Genomic DNA, 17,437 nt, shown 5'->3' with positions numbered 1-17,437 from the left:
ACAGCGGACGATGGCGTGACGTTCGTCCATGATGGATGGTGAGTTCAGCGCGAGCTGCTCCCAGCTTTGGCCTTGGCTTTCTCCTTGAGCAACAAGATCTTCTCATCCACCGGAGCGTCCCCGCTGGCACGCTGTGCCCGGTAATACGCGGCCGCTTCCTCCTGGCGCTCCTGCTCCGAGCCAGAGGCGATCGGTGCCCGCAGATGGTCCTGGCTGTAGCCGAAGGCTTCCACCAGATCCAGCGCATGAGGGCGCAGCTTCTCCAGCAGGCGGTTGATGTAGTCCACGAGCGTGCGACCGCGCTGCATGGAGATCCGGCCATTCATCAAATACCAGGACAGGTGCTTTTCGAGAAGACCCAGGCCGAAGAGGTCGCGCAGCCAGGTCATCACTTTGCGGGTCGTCGGGTCTTCGATCTGGGTCAGCCCCTCCGTGAAGGCTTCCCACTGCAGCAACTCTGCGTGTGCGCGTGCCGCTTCGATCAGCTCATCCTGATGCTGGTTGAACAGTGCGGAGGCTTTGGCCCGGGGGAGTTTCCCCGCCTCGCGGAGCGCACCGCCGACCTCCGCGACGAGGCTGCGCACCCGGTCCTCCAGCAGCGCACGTTGGCTGGATTCGTCCTTCAGCGCCTCAGCTGCGCGTTGGACGGAGCCGGTATCCGCGACAAACTGCGCCACCTGCCGGAGGCCGGTCTTGTTCAGGGCGACATCCGCCGCCTGTCCGAAGACATAGCGGGCCATGCCGCCTACATCGATCGAACGGAACTCCTTGGCATAGTCGCCCAGCAGGCGTTTGGCCACCAGTTGCAACAAGATGGTGTTGTCACCTTCAAAGGTGGCGTACACATCGAGGTCGCCGTGCAGGGAGGCAAAGCGGTTCTCGGCCAGGAATCCGGAGCCGCCACAGGCCTCACGGCATTCCTGCAGCGTCTCCAGGGCATGCCAGGTGGACAGCGATTTCAGGGCTGCAGCCAGCGTCTCCAGGTCCTGCCGGTCTTCGTCGGTATCGTGCTCACCGGAGAAGACGCCATCGAATTTCCGCAGCAGAGTTTCATGGGCAAAGCTCGCCGCATAGGTGGTGGCCAGCAGGGGGAACAGTCGCCGCTGATGGCGCTGGTAGTCCAGGATCACCTCTTCCTGGATATCCGAACCACCATTGAACTGGCGGCGCTGGCTCGCATAAGTCACAGCGATCTGCAGGGCGACTTTCGAGGCGGCGACGGCCGCGCCATCGAGCGAGACCCGGCCCTGGACCAGAGTGGAGATCATGGTGAAGAAGCGGCGTCCAGGGCTCGTGATCGGCGAGGTGTAGGTGCCATCCACGGCGACATCGCCATAGCGGTTAAGCAGATTGGTGCGTGGGATTCTGACGTCGGTGAAGTGCAGCCGACCATTGTCGATGCCGTTCAGGCCGCCCTTGACCCCGTCATCTTCGCCGCCGATCCCCGGCAAGAAGTCCTTGCTCAGCGGATCGCGCAGCGGCACGTAGAAGGCGTGCACACCGTGGTTGACGCCGAGGGTCACCAACTGGGCAAAGACCACAGCAGCGAGACCGTCCTGGGCGGCATTGCCGATGTAGTCCTTCCAGGCCGCACGGAAGGGCGTGTTGATGACGAACTCCTCGGTGGCCTCGTCATAGGTGGCGGTGGTGGCAATGGAGGCGACGTCGGAACCGTGGCCGGTTTCGGTCATGGCGAAGCAGCCGGGGACCTCCAGACTCATAATCCCGGGCAGCCACTTGTCCTGATGCTCCTGGCTACCCAGGTGCATCACCGCGGAACCGAACAGGCCCCACTGCACACCGGCCTTGATCTGCAGCGAGGGGTCAGCGGTCACCAGCTCCTCGAAACCTGCGACGTTGCCGCCGTGGTCCTCGGAACCGCCCAATCGCTTCGGGAAGGCGCGGTGCACCGCTCCGGCATCGACCAGGATCTTCAGCTGGCCGAAGGTGCGCTCACGGTGATCGGTGTACGCGAGCCCTTCCACCTTATGCAGTTCGGATCGCGCTGCGAGCTCCCGCGAGGTCTTCCGGACATCCTTCCACTGGCCGAGCAGCAACTCGGTCAGTGCGGCACGGTCAATACGTTCGGACGACTCGGCGGAGCTGGATGCGGCCCGGGGGTGTTGGGCTGCCGGCTGGCCTGGAGTTTGCTGGGTGGGGTCACTCATCGGTGAGCTGTCCTTTCAGGAACTGACGGTGTGGCGGGTGTGGAGAGAATGGTTGCTGACAGTGCGCCGTGTGAGTGAATGCCCTCAAACAGCCAGGACGTGATGTCTTCGGCGAGTGTTTCCGCCTCGGGGCGGTTCTGAGAGGAATCGGCGAGCCACAGCTCGCCGACAGTACGGACCAGGCCGATGGCGGCGGTAGGCCAGTATCGGGCGGTCGGGGCGGCGGAGCCACCGAGCTGTCCTTCCATCGGGGCCGCCACCATGGCCACGATGTGATGGAAGAAACTGCCCAGAGCGCCGCTGGCGTGACTGAGGTCTGCCGGAAGCCCCATCGACCCGGAATTGCTCATGGTGCCGTCCAGTGAATTCTGGGTCACGAAGGCGTAGACGTTGGGCGAGGTTGCCGCCATCGTGAGATAGGCGGTGACCATGTTTTTCAGGCCCTGGCGGGGAGTGGTGGCACCCTCAGCCGCGGAAAGTACCGCCTCCTGCATGCTCGCGATAACGACCTCACCCACGGCATACTGCAGGCCGGCTTTGTCGCCAAAATAGCGATAGAACACTGATTTGGAGGTCGCTGCTGCGGCAGCGAGATCGTCCATCGAGGCCTCGGGGCCGAGCCGGTGGACTGCTTTCCGTGCGGCTTTGATCAGTTCGCCGCGTCGTTGCTGGCGGTGACTGGCCCATCGGGCGGACCTGCCGTCCACAGCGAGCGGGCCGGCTGCTTCGGGAGCCTCAACCTCAGTCCGTGCAAGATTCACGGTACCCAGCGTATCAGGTACGATAAGTATCGGTAATCAATCGTCCTTCTTCAGGAGCAGTTCATGCCCGCAGCGTCGCGCGAAACGTCATCGTCCTCCAGCAGCAACACCCTGCGGGAAGCCGTCATCATCGGTGGCAACCGGATTCCCTTCGCCCGGGCTGGAGGCGCCTACACCTACGCCTCCAATCAGAGCATGCTCACGGCGGCCCTGGACGGACTGATCGCCAGGTTCGGCCTGGCCGGTGAGCACATCGGTGAAGTGGCAGCCGGGGCCGTGCTCAAGCACTCCCGGGATTTCAATCTGACGCGGGAAAGTGTTCTGGGATCTGCGTTGTCCGCTGAGACGCCCGCCTACGATCTCCAGCAGGCCTGCGCCACCGGACTTGAAGCCGTGCTGGGTCTGGCCAACAAGATCAAGGTCGGGCAGATTGATTCCGCCATCGCCGGTGGCGTGGACTCCGCCTCCGATGCGCCGATCGCCGTGAGCGAGAAGCTGCGCACCGCGCTGCTGGACCTGAGCCGGGCCCGCACCACCGGGGCCAAGCTGAAAATCCTCTCCCGGTTGCGCCCAGCCGATCTGGCTCCCAACGCTCCCGGAACGGGGGAACCGCGCACCGGCCTGTCGATGGGTGAGCACCAGGCGCTGACCACCGCGCAGTGGAAGATCAGCCGCGAAGCCCAGGACGAACTGGCATTGGCCAGCCATCAGAACCTGGCTGCGGCCTATGAACGTGGCTTTTTCGATGATCTGATGACCCCCTATAAGGGCCTGAACCGCGATTCCAACCTGCGGGCGGATACCAGCCTCGAGAAGCTCGGCAAGCTCGCCCCGGTGTTCGGCAAACGGCTGAGCACCCCGGCGACGATGACGGCCGGCAACTCCACCCCGTTGACCGACGGTGCCTCCGCCGTGCTGCTGGGCACCCCGGAATGGGCTCATGCCCACGACCTGCCTATCCTTGCCCGCGTGGTGGACGGAGAGGCAGCCGCCGTCGACTTTGTGCACGGCAAGGACGGACTGCTGATGGCCCCTGCCTTTGCCGTACCCCGGCTGCTGGCCCGGCAGGGGCTGACCCTGGACGACTTCGATTTCTTCGAAATCCATGAGGCCTTCGCCGCGACGGTGCTGAGTGCGCTCGCCGCCTGGGAAGACCCGGAGTTCGGCCGCGAGCGGCTGGGCCTGCCCGGTGCCTTCGGCACGCTCGACCGAAGCAAGCTCAACGTCAACGGTTCATCCCTCGCGGCAGGGCATCCCTTCGCCGCGACGGGCGGTCGGATTGTGGCTTCGCTGGCCAAGATGCTCGCCGAAAAGTCAGCGGAGACGGGCAGGCCCAGCCGCGGCCTGATCTCGATCTGCGCCGCTGGCGGCCTGGGTGTGGTGGCCATTCTGGAGTCTGACGCGCCGACTCCTGAGGGCGCTGCTTCCACTGACGCTACGTCCACTGAGCAGGAGACCCAGGCATGAGCGCCCCCGCGGACGGTTACACCCGCTTCGTCTCCCAGGGCGTCGGGAAGGACCTGGCCCGCAGGCTCGGCCTGCCGCAACCGGCGATTCTGCGTCGCTACAGCCCGGATAGGCCCCTGCTGGAAGGTCCGGTGCTGGTGCTCGGCACGGGAGTCGGGGCGGAAGCCCTGGCGGTCTCGCTCCTGGCCTGGGACCTGGACGTGCGCCGGGTGGCCGCCCCGAAGCAGCGCCTCGGCGCCATCGTGCTGGTCCTCGATGAGCTTGCGCACCCCGGCGACCTGGCCGAGCCTGCTCTCACCCTCTCCGCCTCGCTGCGGGACCTTGCTCCCAACGGGCGGATCGTGACGGTGTCCCGGGCAGCGGCCGATGCCGCCACGCCAGCTCAGAGCGCGGGCCGGCACGGCGTGGACGGGCTGGTCCGTTCGCTGGCCAAGGAGCTGCGTGCCGGAGCCACCGCGAACGGTCTGGTGCTGGGCGAGGGCATCGACACCACCGCGACCAGTGTGCTGGGTGCGCTGCGCTTCTTCCTCTCGGGCCGCTCCGCCTTCGTCGACGGTCAGTTCCTGACCATCGCTGGCACCGGCGGCACACTGCCCGAGGACTGGGCGCAGCCGCTCGCCGGCAAGGTCGCTGTGGTGACCGGGGCTGCCCGGGGCATCGGTGCCGCCATCGCCACCACACTGGCCCGGGACGGGGCACAGATCATCGCCGTGGACATCCCTGCCGCAGGGGATCACCTGGCGTCCGTGGCCAACGCGGTTCACGGCACGGCGCTTCAACTGGATGTGACGGCTGCCGATGCCGGGCAGAAGATCCTGGACCACGCCCAGCAGCGCTACGGTCGGCTCGACATCATGGTGCACAATGCGGGCATCACCCGGGACAAACTGCTGGCCAATATGGATCCCGCCCGCTGGAACTCGGTGCTGGCGGTCAATATCTCCGCTCAGCTGGCCATCAATGAGGCGCTGCTGGCCTCACCGCTGTTCCGCGAGCAGCCGCATATTGTCTCGGTGGCCTCCACGAGCGGCATTGCGGGCAACCGCGGGCAGACCAACTACGCTGCCTCCAAAGCCGGAGTGATCGGAATGGTCCGTGCGACGGCGCCCCTGCTGGCTCCGGTGGGTGGGACGGTCAATGCGGTCGCTCCGGGGTTCATTGAAACCGAGATGACGGCCAGGATCCCCTTTGCCACCCGGGAAGTGGCCCGTCGACTGAACTCCCTGCAGCAAGGTGGCCTGCCGCAAGACGTCGCAGAGACCATCGCCTTCCTGGCCAGTCCGGCGGCCGGTGGCATCAGTGCGAACGTGGTGCGGGTCTGCGGCCAGAATCTGGTGGGGCAATGAGCAGCCCGGAAGAGACTGCAGGGGGGACTGCAGCGCCGTCCTCGGTGCTGCGTCTGCAGCGGGTTCCCGAACTGGGAGCCCTCTATGCCCAGGCTGGGCGCGATGCAGCTCTGGGCGCCCTCGGCCTGTTGCGTCGCCCCCGGCAGTTTCCCGGAACCGTGGTGGTAGCCAGCGAGGTGCGGGTAGACCGTGCCCGGCTGGAGGAGTTCAACCGGCTGATGCACGGTGCTGGGCGGGACGAGGTCTCTGCCGGGTTGATGCACATTCTGTGCTTCCCGGTGTCCATGGTCCTGATGACATTGGACGACTTCCCGGTGCCGCTGCTCGGGCTGATTCATCTGCGCAACCGTGTGGAGCAACGGCGCAGGATCGACCCCGATGAGAGTTTTGAGGTGCGGGTCCGTGTGATCAACCCGCGCAGACACCGGGCTGGGACTCAGTTCGATGTGCTGGCCGAGGCACGGGATGCAGCAGGGGAGCTCGCCTGGCGCGGGGTCTCCACCTATTTGTCGCGAGGGGTTCGTCTGGACTATCCGGAGGCGGCCGATGACCGGGTGCCTTTCACCGCGCCCGACGCCAACGCCCACTGGAGGCTGAAGGCCACGACAGGGCGGGACTATGCAGCGGTTTCCGGGGATGTGAATCCGATCCACACCACCCGGTGGGGTGCCAGAGCCCTGGGTCTGAAGACGACGATTGCTCACGGGATGTATCTGGCCTCGCGGGCGCTCACTGCGGCGTTGCCTGCCGGGCAGGCGGCCTACCGCTGGGACATCGGGTTTGCCACTGCCGTGACCCTGCCAGGATCGGTGGCAGTGCGTTTCACGGAGCAGCTGGATTCCGGTTCCTGGGCGGGGACCGAGTTTCAGGGCTGGAGCCCTCGGAGCGGGAAGCTGAACTTCAGCGGCAGGATTGAGCCCTTGGCATCGGAGGAGGAAATTTCCGGGGGTTCGCTTCCGGGCTGATGACTGCTGCTGACCAGCGTCCTGCCCGCTCTCACCCGGGCTAGCGTTGAGGACATGACGCGAATCACCGTCGCCGCGACCCAGGCAGGCTCCACACTCTTCAATACCCCGCGCTCACTTGCGACGGCGGAGAAGTTCCTCCGCGAAGCTACCTCTGCGGGTGCCTTCCTGGTGGTCCTGCCAGAAGCGTTCCTGGGCGGCCACCCCAAAGGCCTCGACTCGGCAGTACCTTCGGTTCCCGCTCGCCCGAGGGGCGGGAAACCTTCCGCCGCTACGCCGAATCGGCCATTAGCGTTCCCGGACCCGAAACCGACCGGCTTGCTGAGCTCTCGGCCGAGCTGGGTGCGATCATCGTCTCGGCCGCCATCGAAGGTGATGGTTCGACGATGCAGGCGATACACACGGAGGTAGGTGTTCTCGGATCAGCCACCTGCTGGGAGAACTACATGCCCCTTTACCGGCAGGCGATGTATGACCAGGGGGGGTGAGATCTGGTGCGCGCCGACCGTTGACGACCGTGAACAGTGGCGGGCCACCATGAAGCACGTTGCTCTCGAGGGGCGCTGCTTCGTGATCAGAGCCAATCAGTACTTGCTTCGCTCCGATCTCCCCGCGGACCTCCAGCCCATCCGGGGAAAACGATCCGGAAAGGGTCCTGATCAACGGAGGGAGCATCATCGTCAGCCCCTTGGGGGAGGTGCTGGCCGGGCCACTGAGGGAAACCGAAGGCGTGCTTCTGGTGGACATCGAGACCGATGACCTTGCGGCCGCCACGTTCGCATTCGACCCAGCCGTTCATTACACCCGCCCGGACATTTTCACGCTGCAGGTTGACGCCAGGGGAAATACGGTTTTGAGGGACTAACTGCGGTCACCAGATCCCGCGTGGCTGTCGCCTGAACCGGGACCTGACAGCAGATCCCGCCTGGGCGCCCGGTGAACCGGGACCTGGTGACAGCTCGTTGAACCACCGGAGTATCACGGAGCCCCACAACGGGCCTCAAACGCAAAAGAGGCCCGGAAAACCGGGCCTCCCAACGTGCGCGGAGGGGGACTTGAACCCCCACCCCGTTTCCAGGACTAGCACCTCAAGCTAGCGCGTCTGCCATTCCGCCACCCGCGCAGGTGATCTTGGAGCTGATCGATACCTCCGGGGAGGGCTAAAATGCGCCTTCCAACACGTCGATCAGCCACAAAAGCAGCGAGAAAAACCATAGCATGAACCAGCCTGAAAAGCGTAAATGGCCGGTTCTCCGAAGCAGTGGGACGACTGCGCGCCCGCGAAGTAGGCTGGAGGAAAACAACGGCAGGCCGCGCCCGCTTCGAGGCAGTTCCCGGGCGATGGTGGGCCTCAGTGAAAGGACACTCCACGTGGCAACCGACGGACTCTCCGGTTCAGACAGCATCCTGGCTGAAGACGAGGTGGTGCGGATCTGCCAGGAGCTGATTCGCTTCGATACCTCCAACTTCGGCGACGATTCCGGCCCCGGGGAGCGCGCGGCCGCTGAATACACTGCCGGGCTGATCGAAGACGTCGGCCTGTCCACGACGATCTTTGAAGCCGCCCCGGGGCGCACCTCCGTGGTGACCCGGATGCCGGGCAGCGACAGCAGCCTGGGAGCACTCGTGGTGCACGGTCACCTCGATGTGGTCCCCGCCGCGGCTGCCGACTGGAGTGTTGATCCGTTCGGCGCCGAGCTTCGCGATGGCCTGATCTGGGGCCGTGGCGCGGTGGATATGAAGGACATGGACGCCATGATCCTCTCCGTGATGCGGTCGCTGGCCCGTCAAGGACGCAAGCCGCGCCGCGACATCGTGTTCGCTTTCTTTGCCGATGAGGAGGCTGGTGGCTCGCTGGGCGCGCGCTGGGCTGTCGAGCACCGACCGGAACTCTTCGAAGGTGCCACCGAGGCGATCAGCGAGGTCGGTGGATTCTCCGCACAGATCGGCGGAAAGCGCGCCTATCTGCTGCAGACTGCCGAGAAGGGCCTGTCCTGGCTGCGCCTGCAGGCTCATGGTCGCGCCGGGCACGGATCCCAGATCAACACGGATAACGCTGTCACCCGACTGGCCGGTGCGGTCACCCGGATTGGCGAGTACGAATGGCCCATTGAGCTGACCAAGACCACCCGGCAGTTCCTGGACGGGGTCACCGAGCTGACCGGCGTCGAGTTCGATCCCGAGAACCCGGACGTGCTGTTGCGGGAACTGGGCACGGTGGCCCGGTTTGTCGGTGCCACGCTGCAGAACACCACGAACCCGACGGTGCTCAACGCTGGCTATAAGCACAATGTCATCCCGGGCACAGCAGAGGCACTGATCGATGCGCGGACGCTGCCCGGCCAGTCGGAGCAGGTACTGGAGAAGGTTCGTGAGCTGGCGGGCGCCGGAGTGGATGTCAGCTACGCGCATCACGATGTGGATCTGGAAGTTCCCTTCTCCGGAAATCTGGTCGATTCCATGATCGACGCCCTGCACCACGAGGATCCCGAGGCGACCGTACTTCCCTACACGCTCTCCGGCGGCACCGACAACAAATCACTGAGTCGCCTAGGCATCACCGGCTATGGTTTTGCGCCCCTGCAGCTTCCGGCAGAGCTGGACTTCACCGGGATGTTCCATGGCGTCGATGAGCGAGTCCCGGCTGAATCGCTGCGCTTCGGTACCCGGGTCCTTGAGCGCCTGCTGACCACGTACTGACCGGCACCGATAGTGGAACTGAGCCAGGATCTGCTTGCGCGTCTCCGATCACGGGCAGCGGACTACGACGAACGGAACGCCTTCTTCACCGAAGATCTCGAGGATCTGCGCGAGATTGGGTACCTGCGTCAGTTCGCGCAGCCCAGTGCCACGTTGCGCTCCGTGGCCCGGGCACAGCGCCAGCTGGCTACGGCGGCGCCAGCCACCGCCCTGGCAGTGAACATGCACCTGGTCTGGACGGGCGTCGCCTCCCTGCTGTCAGCCCGCGGCGATGACTCGCTGCGCTTCGTCCTGGACGAGGCGGCGGCCGGCGAGATTTTCGGATTCGGCATCTCCGAACCGGGCAATGACTCGATGCTTTTCGATTCAACCACGGTCGCGGAGCCCCAGGACGACGGGGGATACCGGTTCACCGGTCAGAAAATCTTCACGTCGCTTTCGCCCGCCTGGACCAGGCTGGGCATCTTCGGCAAGGACGCCAGCGCGGTGGCGGCAGGCGGAGCGCCGCAACTCGTCCACGGGTTCATTCACCGTGACCAGCCCGGCTACCGGATCGACGACGACTGGGACACTCTGGGCATGCGGGCCTCCCAGTCGCAGAGCACCCGGCTGGACGGCGCCGAAGTGCCACCGGAGCGCATCATCCGCAAACTTCCCGTGGGGCCGAATCCGGACCCGCTGATCTTTGCGATCTTCGCCTGCTTTGAGACGCTGCTCGCCTCGGTCTACGCCGGCATCGGCGAGCGTGCGGTGGAGCTTGCCGCGCAGGCGGTGCAACGGCGTCATTCGCTCAAAAACGATGCCCCCTACTCCGCAGATCCCGTGATTCGCGCCAAATTCGCCCGAGCAGCCCTGACCATGGACGGCATCTACCCCCAGCTGGACGCGGTGGCCCAGGCCGTGGACGACCAGGCGGACTGGGGCGCCCAGTGGTTCCCGCGGCTGGTAGGGCTCAAGGTGCGCGCCACCGAAGCAGCGCAGGACGTCGTCCAACGCGCGGTCGGGCTGGTGGGCGGTGCCGGGTATGCCCGGGGGAACGAGCTGAGCAGGCTCTACCGTGATGTGCTCGCGGGCCAGTTCCACCCCTCGAGCGAGGACTCGGCACTCGCCACGATCGCTTCGGCCTGGCTGGGTCCGGTGGAGTAAGGCTGAGGCGATAGAGCTATGCCGTGCGTTCGACGCGCAGTACCCGCCGCCGGAGCCAGAACTGACGCGAGCCGCCCACATAGAGTCGGCTGCGTTGGAGCTCCCATTTTCCGTATTCTGCATGCTCGGTGAGGCGCTGTCGGGCTTCCTGAGTGCTCTCCCGTGCGCTGACATGGAGCACAAGGTACTCATACTGGCCCGTCAGGTCACGATCCCGACGGACGGCGCCTTCGGGTATCCGCGAACGAAAATCTTCTCGCATCTGTCCCCATTTCCGTACTACTGGGCTAACGTCGTAACTATGAGCATAGATGCGCGCGTCGCACTTGTTGCGTTGACCACCGCCCTCGAGGAACACCTGGCCGCCGCCATGTCCCGGAGAGGGGAGGACGATCCTGCCGTGGAGGCGGCGTATCTGGCGATCGCAGACGCTTTTGACGTCTATGAAGAGGCCCTCTACGAAGGCCACGGCGAGGTGACACCTTTGGTCATCTATGACGAAGAGTCCGCCGAGGATGATGACGACGACCTCGATGACGAAGATGACGAGAATGCGGACGACGATGAGGATGACGAGGCGGACGAGGACGCGTCAGACTCTGTCCGAAATGCCTGACCGGGCCGCTCCGTCGAGGGCGCCGCGGTCAGCCTGCTGAAACCTCGTCCAGTACCGCGACGATCTGCTCTGGTAGTGGATCAAGGCCTGCGGCCAGGGCCGCGCGGAGCTGATCAACAGTTCGCGGGCCGATGACGGCACTGGTGACCGCGGGGCGCTGGAGCAGCCAGCTCAGCGCCAGGTCAAGTGGTGACCGGTCCAGTCCCTTGGCTGCCGTCGCCACCGCTTCCGTGGTCCTGCTGGCCTTGCGGGCCAGATAGGGGTTCACATAATCGCTCCACCGCTCCGAGGCGGCACGGGAATCAGCAGGTACCTGCCCGCGATATTTTCCGGTGAGCACTCCGCGACCCAGAGGGCCCCAGCACATCAGCCCCAGTCCGGCATCGAGCGCAGCGGGGATGATCTCTGCCTCCACCGACCGCTGCAGCAGCGAGTACTCCACCTGCGCGGCAACCAGTGGGCGATGAGTGAGCTGAGCCGCCTTGGCGGACTGCCAGCCAGCGTAATTGGACACCCCGGCATAGCGCACCCGGCCGGAGGTGACGGCGTCGTCGAGCGCCGAGAGCGTCTCCTCCAGAGGCACCTGCGCATCCCAGGTATGGGCAAACCACAGATCCAGATGATCAACGCCCAGGCGCCTCAGCGAGCTATCCAGGGCATTCAGCAGTGCGGTGCGGGAGCAGTCCACCCGGCGCACGCCATCGCGCCGCGAGATGCCGGCCTTGGAGACCAGGACCACCTCATCGCGCGGGATGACGTCGGTGAGCAGCTCCCCAATGATTTCCTCGCTACGCCCCTCGCCATAGCTGGCGGCCGTGTCGATGACGGTTCCTCCGGCAGCTAGATACTCGAGGGCGATATCCCGGCACTGATCATCCTCGGTGGTGGTGCCCCAGGTCATGGTGCCCAGACTCAGGACGGAAAGACGCAGGCCACTGAGGCCTAGGTGTCGCTGCTGCATGGGTGCAGTTTACTGTGCAAGTCACCGGCCGACCTCCCTTCCGGAGACAGACCCGGACGGTCACGGGGATTCGCTGCGGTGCGCCGGTGCCGGGATGACATAAGGTCTATTACGTGAACTGGTTAGAAGCTGCCTTCTTAGGACTCATCCAAGGCCTCACCGAATTCCTCCCCATCTCCTCCAGCGCCCACCTCTTCATCGTGGGCAAACTGATCGGCCTGCCGGATCCTGGCGCAGCCTTCACCGCCGTGAGCCAGCTGGGCACCGAAGCAGCCGTGGTGGTCTTCTTCTGGCGGGACATCGTCCGGATCATCAAGCACTGGGCACTGTCGCTGACCGGAAAGATTCCGCGCACCGACCCCGACGCCCGAATGGGCTGGCTGGTGATCATCGGGTCACTGCCGATCATCCTGATCGGGCTGCTCTTCCAGAAACAGATTGAAGGGGCGTTGCGCAATCTGTGGATCGTAGCCACCACGCTCATCGTCTTTGGCGTGATCCTGGCCGTGGCCGATGCGCTGGGCAAACACCGACGGACCCTGGACCAGTTGACCGTCAAGCAGGGCGTGATCTACGGCCTGGCGCAATGCCTGGCCCTGATCCCCGGGGTGTCCCGCTCGGGCGGCACCATCACGGCCGGGCTGGCGATGGGATACACCCGCGAGGCGGCCGCCCGCTATTCCTTCCTTCTGGCCATTCCCGCCGTCATCGGCAGTGGTTTCTATGAGTTGTTCAAGGTCTTCGTCAAACATGTTGGTGAGCAAGGCCCTTTCGGCGCTGGCGAGACCCTTCTGGCTACCGTGGTCGCCTTTGTGGTCGGCTATCTGATCATCGGCTGGTTCCTGAAGTTCATATCCCACAACAGCTACCGCCCCTTTGTCTGGTACCGGATCAGCCTGGGTCTGGTGGTCTTTGTCCTTCTTGGCTTCGGTGTGATCACCGCGAGCGCCTGAGCCCCCATCGCCCGAGCACCCAGCCGAAAGATCTGACGTGAAATCCTGGTCCACTCCGCCGCGCCCACAACTGCCCGGCACGCTCTCCTCGCTGCACCTCTTTGACAGTTCTAGCGGGCAGATCCAGCCCGTGGAGCTCAGCGGTCGGCGCAGTCTGTACGTCTGCGGCATCACCCCCTATGACGCCACCCATATCGGCCACGCCTCCACGTACCTGGCCTTCGACCTGCTGGGCCGCCTCTGGCGGGACGCCGGTCTGGAGGTCGATTACGTTCAGAACGTCACCGACGTCGACGACCCACTGCTGGAGCGGGCCGAGCGCGATGGCGTGGACTGGCGGGAGCTGGCCAGCGAGCAGATCGCCTTGTTCCGCACGGACATGGAGGCGCTGAACGTCCTGCCGCCGAGCCACTATGTGGGTGCGGTGGAGGCCATTGACTGGATTGTTCCGGCCGTGGAACGGCTGGTCGCAACAGGCCAGGCCTATACCGTCGATGGCGGAGATGTGTACTTCGATACGGTAGCTGCCGGAGCAGACAGTACGGACCCCGAAGCCTGGTATCTGGGCCAGGTCAGCAGGCTCACCGAGGCGGAGATGATGCCGCTCTTCGCTGAGCGTGGGGGAGATCCCGACCGTCCGGGCAAGCGCCACCCCCTGGACCCACTGCTTTGGCAGGTTGAGCGTCCCGGGGAGCCCTCCTGGCCCGGTGCCAGCCTGGGGGCAGGCCGTCCCGGCTGGCACATTGAATGTACCGTCATCGCCCGCAAGTTCCTGCCCGCCCCCTTCACGGTGCAGGGCGGCGGCTCCGATCTGGTGTTCCCGCATCATGAAATGGGCGCCGGTCATGCCTGGGCGCTGGACCACCGGCCGCTCGCCACCCACTATGCGCATGGCGGCATGGTGGCCTATCAGGGTGAAAAGATGTCCAAGTCCCGGGGAAATCTGGTGTTCGTCTCCCGGCTCCGGGCCGAGGGCGTGGACCCGATGGCGATCCGGCTGGCCATCCTGGCCCATCACTATCGCAGTGACTGGAGCTGGTCGGATCAGGTGCTCGCCTCGGCGGAGCATCGTCTGGAGCGCTGGCGGGATGGCCTTGCCGGTGCGGCTGAAGGCTCTGGTGCTGCCTTGCTGGGGAAGCTGCGAGCGGCGCTGAGCATGGATCTGGACGCCCCTGAGGCGCTGGCCGCCGTGGATCTTTGGGCAGCCACGGCCCAGCCGGGGCAGGGAAGCCCACGTGATGCCGCCCTGGTCAGTGACGCTCTCGAATCACTGCTGGGGATCAGACTCATTCAGCACTGAGGCCGGTCCTTTTCGGGGGCTCAGCTCCTCTGCCCAGGCTCAGGGCAGATCCTTGCCACGACGGCGCAGATAGCGTTCAAACTCGCGGGCAATCGACTCACCGGTAGCCTCGGGCAGATCTGCCGTGTCCTTGGCCTCCTCCAGCTGCCGGACGTACTGGGCGACCTCAGGGTCCTCGGTGGCCAGCTCATCCACCCCGCGCTCCCAGGCCTGGGCATCTTCTACGAGCTCGCCAGGATTGACCGGGGACCTGAGCAACTCCTCCAGCTTGTGCACGATGGCCAGCTGCGCCTTGGGCGAGGGGGACTGTGCCACATAGTGAGGCACGGCTGCCCAGAGCGACAGTGAGGCCAGTTGTGCATCCTCCGCAGCCTCGGAGAGGACTCCCAGAATGCCAGTGGGTCCTTCATAGAGCGGCGCCTCAAGATCCAACCGTGCCCGGATCGCTGCATCCTCGCTGGAGAGCGTGACTGGGATAGGGCGGCTGTGCGGTACATCGGCCAGCAGTGCACCCACCAGCACCAGGCAGTCCACCGAGAGATCGACAGCGTGCTCCAGAAGCTCCTCCGTGAACGCCCGCCAGCGGTAGGAGGGCTCGATGCCGTGGACGAAGATCACATCTAGTTCCCCCACCGAGGCTTTGGTGAGCCGGGTGGTCGGCCACTGGATCCTGCGCCGCCCTGATTCCTCACGCCGGACGGCTGGCCGGGTGAACTGGAAATCGTAGTATTCGTCGGACTCGAGGGTGGCCAGGGGCTCCGCACCCCAGAGCCCGTCCAGAACCTTGAGGGCGTCGCTGGCGGCATCCCCGGCATCGTTCCATCCCTCGAAGGCTGCCAGCATCACGGTGATCCGCCGGGTGGTGGCCGGAAGCAGCTGCCCCGGCTCGGCGTCGTGGTCAAACCTGATCATTGATCCACCCTACGACGATGTTCCGCCCATGGCGGCGGGATATGGGTGAAGTTCCGCGATTACGGTGCGGGATTCGCCGAGAGCATAGAGGTCAGGGCCCGGAGCCGGGCCTCAGGGCCTGCCGGTAGCATGGTGCTATGGGTATTTCTGCGGGTGAATCAGCCGGATGGGTGTTATCCGGGTCCCCGGTGACCACGGTGGAGGCATCTGAGGCGAGGAGCTTTGCAGAGCCGGCCGAACTCGACATCCAGCTCAAGGCAGCCCTCTGGGATATGGACGGCACTCTGGTGGACACCGAGCCCTACTGGATCGCCGCTGAGACGGAACTGATCGCCCAGTATGGCGGTCAGTGGAGTCACGAGCAGGCGCTCGGCCTGGTCGGTCAGTCGTTGTGGTTTTCCGCCGGCGTGCTGCAGGAGGCCGGCGTCGATCTGGAACGCCGCGAGATCATTGACGCGTTGACGAACCAGGTGGTCGAACGGATCCGTCAGAAGCTGCCTTGGCGCCCTGGAGCCAAGGAACTGCTGGACGAGCTGCGTCAGCAGGGGGTGCGCTGCGCTCTGGTGACGATGAGTGAAGGTCCGCTGGCCCGGGAAATTATTGAGATGCTGCCGAGTGGAACCTTTGAAGTGGTGGTGACCGGGGACCAGGTGGAGAACGGGAAACCTCATCCGGAGCCCTATCTGCGCGCCGTCGAGCTGCTCAATGCTGCTGGCCCCGCGCTGACGGTCGAAGACTGCATCGCCCTGGAGGACTCGGTGCCCGGGGTGACCTCGGCCCTTGCCGCCGGGCTGCTCACCGTGGGAATTCCGCATGCTGTGCCGTTGCCCGATGATCCCGGGCGTCTGACCTGGGATACCCTGGCTGGCCGTGGCGCACCGGACCTGCTGGATGCTCACCGGAACTGGTACGCCGGATGAGCACTGAACGCCCGGTGTCCGGGCGGCCGGGGTCGAAGCCACCTGTGGCTTCCTCAGTACGCCGTGAAGGGATCCCCCTGGGGAGGATTGCAGGAATCCCGATTGTTCTGGCCTATTCGTGGTTCCTGATTGCTGCTTTTACCGTGATCGTCTTCGGACCGGTCATCCAGTTCAATTTCCAGCGTCTGGGTGCCTGGGCGTATTTCATCGCCTTCGTCTACGCGCTCCTGCTGCTGTTCTCAGTCCTGATCCATGAGCTGGCTCACGCCCTGATGGCCCGGATCTTCCATTGGCCCACCCAGAAGATTGTGCTCAACCTCTGGGGCGGGCACACCCAGTTCGAGAATTTCACGGCGACGCCCTGGCGGTCTCTGGTGGTGGCACTAGCCGGGCCGGCGGCGAATTTTGTGCTGGCCGCAGCAGGGTGGCTTCTGGTGCTGACGCTGCCCAGCGGCGGGTCGATGAACGGTGAACTGGCCTCCGCCCTGGCCAATATTTTCACCTGGGCCAATTTCCTGATCGGTGTTTTTAACGTTCTGCCCGGGCTGCCCCTCGACGGTGGACGGCTCGTGGAATCGATTGTCTGGCGAATCACCGGCAGTCAGGAGAAGGGCACGGTGGCGGCGGGCTGGGCCGGTCGCGTCGTGGTGGTCGTGCTGGTGATCATGACGCTGGTGGTTCCGTTGTTGCTCAACGGCAACGTCAATCTCCAGTCCGCCCTTTTCGCCCTCTTCATCGCAGGGTTCCTCTGGCTCGGTGCCAGCCAGGCCATCACTACGGCCCGGATGCGTCTCCGCCTGCCTCAGATCAGCGCCGGGCGACTGAGCGGTCCGGCCGTGGGGCTGAGCGAATCAGCCAGTGTCAGCCAGGTCATGTCGATGCTGTCCGCGCATCCTGAGCTGAGTGTGGTGTTGTGTCTGGCCGATGGCAGGCCCGCTTATCTGGTCGATCCGCTGGCCCTTGCGGCTGTGCCGCTGAACGTGGCCGGCTCCACCCCGGCGACCGCGGTGGCTCACCCACTGCCGGAGGGCGGTTGCGTCCCGGAGACCGCCTCCGGGCAGGAGCTCGTTCAGTATCTGGCGCAACTGGCAGGCAGCGACTACGCCGTGGTGAACGAGGCTGGGACGGTGACCGGCCTGCTGCGGCAGCAGGTTGTGGTGGCCGCCATCACCGGTAAACCGCTACGCACCGGCTGAGCGCCGTCCGTCCTCCTCAGCCCCCT

17 protein-coding genes and 1 tRNA gene are annotated in these 17,437 nt (G+C 65.2%); 12 read left to right on the top strand and 6 right to left on the bottom strand.

Features of this window, described 5'->3' with window-relative positions; translation table 11 throughout:
• Positions 1-44: 44 nt before the first annotated feature.
• Positions 45-2,168, bottom strand: a complete 2,124-nt coding sequence (locus tag QQM37_RS02800; RefSeq protein ID WP_285724806.1) for an acyl-CoA dehydrogenase family protein — start codon at positions 2,166-2,168, stop codon at positions 45-47.
• On the bottom strand, positions 2,165-2,929 hold the full coding sequence (locus QQM37_RS02795) for a TetR/AcrR family transcriptional regulator (protein ID WP_285724804.1): 765 nt from the start codon (positions 2,927-2,929) through the stop codon (positions 2,165-2,167). Before QQM37_RS02795 ends, QQM37_RS02800 begins: the two co-directional genes overlap by 4 nt.
• A 63-nt stretch (positions 2,930-2,992) precedes the next feature.
• Between QQM37_RS02795 and QQM37_RS02790 the strand changes: the two genes are divergently transcribed.
• From QQM37_RS02790 to QQM37_RS14485, 5 genes are all read left to right on the top strand, one after another.
• A complete protein-coding gene (locus QQM37_RS02790) occupies positions 2,993-4,396 on the top strand; it encodes an acetyl-CoA C-acetyltransferase (RefSeq protein ID WP_285724802.1) in 1,404 nt (467 codons plus the stop codon).
• On the top strand, positions 4,393-5,742 hold the full coding sequence (locus tag QQM37_RS02785) for a 3-oxoacyl-ACP reductase (protein WP_285724800.1): 1,350 nt from the start codon (positions 4,393-4,395) through the stop codon (positions 5,740-5,742). The genes QQM37_RS02790 and QQM37_RS02785 overlap by 4 nt, the downstream gene beginning before the upstream one ends.
• Entirely contained in the window at positions 5,739-6,707 is a 969-nt protein-coding gene (locus QQM37_RS02780; RefSeq protein ID WP_285724799.1) for a MaoC/PaaZ C-terminal domain-containing protein, read from the top strand. Before QQM37_RS02785 ends, QQM37_RS02780 begins: the two co-directional genes overlap by 4 nt.
• A 54-nt stretch (positions 6,708-6,761) precedes the next feature.
• Positions 6,762-7,118: a nitrilase-related carbon-nitrogen hydrolase gene (locus QQM37_RS14490; RefSeq protein WP_420030112.1), complete on the top strand. Its 357-nt coding sequence runs from the start codon at positions 6,762-6,764 to the stop codon at positions 7,116-7,118.
• A 172-nt stretch (positions 7,119-7,290) separates the two neighbouring features.
• Positions 7,291-7,572: a nitrilase-related carbon-nitrogen hydrolase gene (locus QQM37_RS14485; RefSeq protein ID WP_420030121.1), complete on the top strand. Its 282-nt coding sequence runs from the start codon at positions 7,291-7,293 to the stop codon at positions 7,570-7,572.
• A 175-nt stretch (positions 7,573-7,747) separates the two neighbouring features.
• Here the strand turns inward: QQM37_RS14485 and QQM37_RS02775 are convergent.
• Positions 7,748-7,830, bottom strand: a tRNA-Leu gene (locus tag QQM37_RS02775).
• Positions 7,831-8,078: 248 nt separating this feature from the next.
• On the opposite strand from QQM37_RS02775, the gene QQM37_RS02770 reads away from it, so the two are divergent.
• Positions 8,079-9,407, top strand: a complete 1,329-nt coding sequence (locus QQM37_RS02770) for a M20/M25/M40 family metallo-hydrolase (protein ID WP_285724798.1) — start codon at positions 8,079-8,081, stop codon at positions 9,405-9,407.
• A gap of 12 nt (positions 9,408-9,419) precedes the next feature.
• Entirely contained in the window at positions 9,420-10,553 is a 1,134-nt protein-coding gene (locus QQM37_RS02765) for an acyl-CoA dehydrogenase family protein (RefSeq protein ID WP_285724796.1), read from the top strand.
• Between the two features lie 16 nt (positions 10,554-10,569).
• Here the strand turns inward: QQM37_RS02765 and QQM37_RS02760 are convergent, their stop codons facing one another.
• Positions 10,570-10,815, bottom strand: coding sequence for a DUF5703 family protein (locus QQM37_RS02760; RefSeq protein ID WP_285724794.1), 246 nt, complete (start codon positions 10,813-10,815; stop codon positions 10,570-10,572).
• A gap of 39 nt (positions 10,816-10,854) precedes the next feature.
• Between QQM37_RS02760 and QQM37_RS02755 the strand changes: the two genes are divergently transcribed.
• Complete coding sequence (locus QQM37_RS02755; protein ID WP_285724792.1) at positions 10,855-11,169, top strand: hypothetical protein; 315 nt, start codon at positions 10,855-10,857, stop codon at positions 11,167-11,169.
• A 28-nt stretch (positions 11,170-11,197) separates the two neighbouring features.
• Here QQM37_RS02755 and QQM37_RS02750 read toward each other — a convergent pair whose 3' ends face one another.
• Positions 11,198-12,130, bottom strand: coding sequence for an aldo/keto reductase (locus tag QQM37_RS02750; protein WP_285724790.1), 933 nt, complete (start codon positions 12,128-12,130; stop codon positions 11,198-11,200).
• Positions 12,131-12,243: 113 nt separating this feature from the next.
• Here QQM37_RS02750 and QQM37_RS02745 point away from each other — a divergent pair, with 113 nt between their 5' ends.
• Positions 12,244-13,083 carry an undecaprenyl-diphosphate phosphatase gene (locus QQM37_RS02745; protein ID WP_285724788.1) on the top strand — a complete coding sequence of 280 codons (840 nt, stop codon included), beginning with the start codon at positions 12,244-12,246 and terminating at the stop codon, positions 13,081-13,083.
• Between the two features lie 37 nt (positions 13,084-13,120).
• A complete protein-coding gene (mshC, locus tag QQM37_RS02740) occupies positions 13,121-14,383 on the top strand; it encodes a cysteine--1-D-myo-inosityl 2-amino-2-deoxy-alpha-D-glucopyranoside ligase (RefSeq protein WP_285724786.1) in 1,263 nt (420 codons plus the stop codon).
• 39 nt (positions 14,384-14,422) lie between these two features.
• Here the strand turns inward: mshC and QQM37_RS02735 are convergent, their stop codons facing one another.
• A complete protein-coding gene (locus QQM37_RS02735) occupies positions 14,423-15,295 on the bottom strand; it encodes a proteasome assembly chaperone family protein (protein ID WP_285724783.1) in 873 nt (290 codons plus the stop codon).
• Positions 15,296-15,567: 272 nt separating this feature from the next.
• Here QQM37_RS02735 and QQM37_RS02730 point away from each other — a divergent pair, with 272 nt between their 5' ends.
• Together QQM37_RS02730 and QQM37_RS02725 are read left to right on the top strand one after the other, a co-directional pair.
• Positions 15,568-16,215: an HAD family hydrolase gene (locus QQM37_RS02730; protein WP_420030120.1), complete on the top strand. Its 648-nt coding sequence runs from the start codon at positions 15,568-15,570 to the stop codon at positions 16,213-16,215.
• Complete coding sequence (locus QQM37_RS02725; RefSeq protein ID WP_285724779.1) at positions 16,212-17,411, top strand: site-2 protease family protein; 1,200 nt, start codon at positions 16,212-16,214, stop codon at positions 17,409-17,411. Before QQM37_RS02730 ends, QQM37_RS02725 begins: the two co-directional genes overlap by 4 nt.
• Positions 17,412-17,437: the final 26 nt, after the last annotated feature.

Origin of the sequence: Psychromicrobium xiongbiense, assembly GCF_030271165.1 — a bacterium.
Taxonomy (GTDB): Bacteria; Actinomycetota; Actinomycetes; order Actinomycetales; family Micrococcaceae; genus Renibacterium; species Renibacterium xiongbiense.
The sequence above is the reverse complement of the archived record's forward strand: the minus strand, read 5'-3'. Positions and strand labels throughout refer to the sequence as shown.

Excerpts from the sequence above, each read along its gene's own strand:
- QQM37_RS02760 (WP_285724794.1), bottom strand. The coding sequence starts at position 10,815 with ATGCGAGAAGATTTTCGTTCGCGGATACCCGAAGGCGCCGTCCGTCGG.
- QQM37_RS02780 (WP_285724799.1), top strand. The coding sequence starts at position 5,739 with ATGAGCAGCCCGGAAGAGACTGCAGGGGGGACTGCAGCGCCGTCCTCG.
- QQM37_RS14490 (WP_420030112.1), top strand. The coding sequence starts at position 6,762 with ATGACGCGAATCACCGTCGCCGCGACCCAGGCAGGCTCCACACTCTTC.
- QQM37_RS02790 (WP_285724802.1), top strand. The coding sequence starts at position 2,993 with ATGCCCGCAGCGTCGCGCGAAACGTCATCGTCCTCCAGCAGCAACACC.
- QQM37_RS02735 (WP_285724783.1), bottom strand. The coding sequence starts at position 15,295 with ATGATCAGGTTTGACCACGACGCCGAGCCGGGGCAGCTGCTTCCGGCC.
- QQM37_RS02755 (WP_285724792.1), top strand. The coding sequence starts at position 10,855 with ATGAGCATAGATGCGCGCGTCGCACTTGTTGCGTTGACCACCGCCCTC.
- QQM37_RS02730 (WP_420030120.1), top strand. The coding sequence starts at position 15,568 with ATGGACGGCACTCTGGTGGACACCGAGCCCTACTGGATCGCCGCTGAG.
- QQM37_RS02785 (WP_285724800.1), top strand. The coding sequence starts at position 4,393 with ATGAGCGCCCCCGCGGACGGTTACACCCGCTTCGTCTCCCAGGGCGTC.
- QQM37_RS02800 (WP_285724806.1), bottom strand. The coding sequence starts at position 2,168 with ATGAGTGACCCCACCCAGCAAACTCCAGGCCAGCCGGCAGCCCAACAC.
- QQM37_RS02725 (WP_285724779.1), top strand. The coding sequence starts at position 16,212 with ATGAGCACTGAACGCCCGGTGTCCGGGCGGCCGGGGTCGAAGCCACCT.
- QQM37_RS02750 (WP_285724790.1), bottom strand. The coding sequence starts at position 12,130 with ATGCAGCAGCGACACCTAGGCCTCAGTGGCCTGCGTCTTTCCGTCCTG.